Here is a 4,397-nt window from a genome sequence, read left to right on the forward strand (position 1 = left end):
TGCGCTGTTGTGGGATGACGATGCAAAAGGCTTTGTAGCCAAGCATGGAGAAAAAGATGGTGAGAAGACAAACAGCAAGATCACATCGCTTGCGAATGGTTCTATAGCATCAGCTTCGAGCGATGCGGTTACGGGTGGACAGATTCATAAAATTGGTGGTGATATTGCTAAATTTTTAGGTGGAGAAGCATCCTTTAAAAATGGAGCTCTTACACAGCCAATGTATAAACTATCGTATATTGCTAAAGATGGTGTTGTAACAGATAGTTCCTTTCAAGGTGTTGGAACAGCGTTTAGTGGTCTTGACACGAATATCAAGAATGTAAACCAGCGAATCAAGGAAGTATCTGAAAGTGTTGCGCATGATTCCTTGTTATGGAATGATGAAGTTCATGCCTTTGTAGCGCGTCATGAAAAGAGCAAAAATGAAAAAGGCAGAGCTGTAGCAACCCAAGAAAACAGCAAGATTACATTTCTTTTAGATGGAGCTATTTCTAAGGATTCCACGGATGCCGTCAATGGCTCTCAGCTTTATTCTATGAATAAGACGATTGCGACATATTTCGGTGGAGGTGCTGGATATAACGATGCAGGTGAATGGAATGCTCCAAAATTCACGGTTAAAACTGTCAAAGATGATGGTCTTACAGTTGAAGAGAAGAAGTATGATAGTGTTTCTGAAGCTTTAGCTGATGTTGGTACTTCTTTCACGAATATTAACAAAGAGATTAATAAAGTAGTAGGTGATAACCTTGTTAAACAGGATACAGCTAGTAAGATTATCAAGGTTGGTTCGGAGACAGATGGTGCTACGATCAATATTGCCAATAAGGATAAACAAGATAGAACTCTTTCTGGTGTGAAGGAAGCGACACAAGACAATGAAGCGGTTAACAAAGGTCAACTTGATAAAGGTTTGAAAGATCTTTCGAACAATCTCCAGTCTGATGAATCAGCAGTTGTTCACTACGATAAAACAGGTGACGAAAATGGCAGCATTAATTACACAAGTGTGACTTTAGGGAAGGGTAAGGATTCTGCACCTGTTGCACTTCATAATGTTGCTGATGGTAAGATTGCCAAGGATTCACGTGATGCGGTAACGGGTGGACAGATTAATACAATCTCTCAGGAAGTTGCCAAATTTTTAGGTGGTAATGCATCATTTGAGAACGGTACTTTTAAAGGACCAATCTATAATTTATCCAGTATTACTCCAGATGGTATGAGCACGCCGATTGCCTTTACTAATGTTGGAACCGCATTTACAGGTCTTGACACGAATATCAAGAATGTGAATCAGCGGATTAAGGAAGTCTCAGAAGGAGTTGCGCATGATTCCTTATTATGGAATGATAAAGCCAATGCCTTTGTCGCGCGTCATGAAAAGAAGCAAGAAGCCGAAGAAAGAGCTGTAGCAACACAAGAAAACAGCAAGATTACGTTTCTTGCCGCCGGAGATATTACGAAAGATTCCACAGATGCTATAAATGGCTCACAGCTTTTTGAGACAAATGATAAGGCAGCTACCTATTTTGGTGGTGGTGCTGCATTTAAAGATGGTTCTTTTACAGCTCCGACTTATAATATCTCTAATATTGCTGACAATGGTACGGTAACGACTAAATTACATAACGATGTTGGTTCAGCCTTTGAAGGACTTGATACGAGTGTCAAGAATGTGAATACGCATCTAACGAATGAGGTCAAAAAGTTTGATGAAAAAATAAGCAATATTACGCAAGAAGTCCAAGGCGATGCTTTGTTGTGGAGCAAAACTGATAAAGCCTTTGTCGCCAAGCATGGAGAAAAAGAAGGTGAGAAGACAAATAGCAAGATCACGTCGCTTGCCAATGGTGACATTAATGGTAGCTCAAGTGATGCTGTAGCAGGAAATCAGCTTCATACCCTAGGTAGCAGTATAGCGAAGTCTTTTGGTGGTAATGCTGGCTATGAGAATGGCCAATGGACAGCACCTAATTTCAAGGTTAAAAAATTTGCATCTGATGGCAGTGTTTCTGATGCGAGCTATAATGACGTTGCTTCTGCTTTTGAAGGTGTTGGTGATTCATTCACGAATGTAAAAAATGAGATTACCAATGAGATTAACAATGCCATTACTAATGTTAAAGGTGATAGTCTTGTTAAGTGGGATGACGAGAAGAAGCTCATCAAGATTGGTGGCGAAAAAGAGGGTGCTACAATCACTATTGCGGATAAGGACAGTAAGAGTCGAATTTTGTCTGGCGTGAAGGATGCAGAACGGAGCGATGAGGCCATTAATAAAGGTCAGCTTGATGAAAACGTGGAAAAACTTTCTGATGAAATTGAAGAAGTGCGTTCTGTAGCAGTTTTCTACGATACAGAAGAAGATTCAGAAGATTTCGATGCACTTACAAGATCAGCTCGTAAAGCTAAACAAACCAGTGTAACTTTTGGAAATCCGAAGGAAGGCACTGTTTCTTTGCATAATGTTGGTATAGGTAAGATTACAGAAGAATCAACTGATGCAGTAAATGGCTCTCAGCTTTATTCATTGGGCGATAAGGTAGCTACCTATTTTGGTGGTGGTGCTACATTTAAAGATGGTTCTTTTACAGCTCCGACTTATAACATCTCTAATATTGCTGACGATGGTACGGTAGCGACTAAATCACATAACGATGTTGGTTCAGCCTTTGAAGGACTTGATACGAGTATCAAGAATGTGAATACGCATCTAACGAATGAGGTCAAAAATTTTACTGAAAAAGTAACGAATATTACGCAAGAAGTCCAAGGCGATGCTTTGTTGTGGAGCAAAACCGATAAAGCCTTTGTCGCCAAGCATGGAGAAGAAAATAGTAAAACCAATAGCAAGATTAAGTATCTTGCGAATGGAGATATAGGTGAAAGTTCAACGGATGCCGTCAATGGCTCTCAGCTTCATTTTCTTGGCAGCGAGGTTGCCTCGTATTTTGGCGGTGGTGCTGAATATAAGGATGGAAAATGGACCTCTCCTAGTTTCAAGGTCAAACAAATCGGCTCTGATGGCGATCTTACTGATGGAACTTATCAGAATGTAGCGGATGCCTTTAAGGGTGTTGGTAGTTCTTTCACGAACATTCGTAACGAGATTAACAAGGAGATTAGCAAAGTCGTAGGAGATAGTCTTGTTAAGCAAGATGATACGTCCAAACTTATCAACATAGGCAAGGAAGTAGAAGGCAGTGAAATCAATATTGCCAATAAGAGTGGTGTGGATCGGACTCTTTCTGGCGTGAAGAAGGCAGAGAATGACAATGAAGCGGTTAACAAGGGGCAGCTTGATAAAGGCTTGAAAGATCTTTCTGACAAACTTCAATCTGATGATTCAGCTGTTGTTCTTTATGATAAAAAAGATGATGAAAATAGCGCCATTAATTATGAAAGTGTAACTTTGGGTAAAGGTAAAGAAGCAAAAGCTGTTGCACTTCATAATGTTGCTGCTGGTAATATTACAGAGGATTCACGTGATGCGGTCAATGGTGGGCAAATTAATACAATTTCTGGAGATATTGCGAAATTTTTGGGAGGTGGTACAACCTTTATAGATGGTGTTTTCACGGGGCCAACCTATAAATTATCTAAGGTTTCTAAAGATGGTAAGGAAGAAGAGGCTGAATTTGAAAATGTTGGTATAGCTTTTGAGGGGCTTGATACGAGTATTAAGAATGTCAACCAGCGGATCAAGGAAGTTTCTCAAGGCGTTGCACAGGATTCGTTGTCTTGGAGCAAGGATGAGGATGCTTTTAGCGCGCAGCATGGAGAAAAAGAGGAAAGAAAAAATAGTAAAATCACCTCTCTTGAAAAAGGTGACCTTTCAGAGAAATCAACGGATGCGGTGAATGGTTCACAGCTTTATTCTACGAATACTGCTCTTGCGGAGTATTTTGGTGGCGATACTAAGTATGAAGATGGCCAATGGACAAAACCTGATTTCAAAGTTGCACAATTTGGTGCTGATGGCACAAAAGGTGAAGAGAAGGCTTATCATAATGTTTCTGATGCTTTTGAAGGAGTTAACAGCACTTTCACGACTCTTAATGATGAGATTGGGGATGTAAGAGACAGTATCCTTGTTAAGCAAGTAACAGAGATGACTTTATCGCGCAGTCTGCGTGATGGAGGGGCAGGTCTTATCACTATTGGTAAGGAAACTGGTGGTACTGAAGTAAGTATTCTCAATAAGGAAGGTGCAAACAGAAAACTTTCTGGTGTGAGTGATGGAACACTCTCTGAATCCTCAACGGATGCGGTGAATGGTTCACAGCTTCATACATTAGGCACCGAGGTTGCGAAGTATTTAGGCGGTGGCGCTAATTATGAGAATGGCACATGGACCACTCCTACCTTCACGGTTAAGACCGTTAATGAGG

General features: G+C 40.6%; 1 pseudogene. It reads left to right on the plus strand.

The features are described from left to right. Positions 1-4,397 (plus strand): annotated as a pseudogene (locus PVV60_RS09605) (hypothetical protein); the annotation flags it as partial.

It is taken from the genome of Bartonella sp. AU18XJBT (genome assembly GCF_028618595.1).
Taxonomy (GTDB): Bacteria; Pseudomonadota; Alphaproteobacteria; order Rhizobiales; family Rhizobiaceae; genus Bartonella.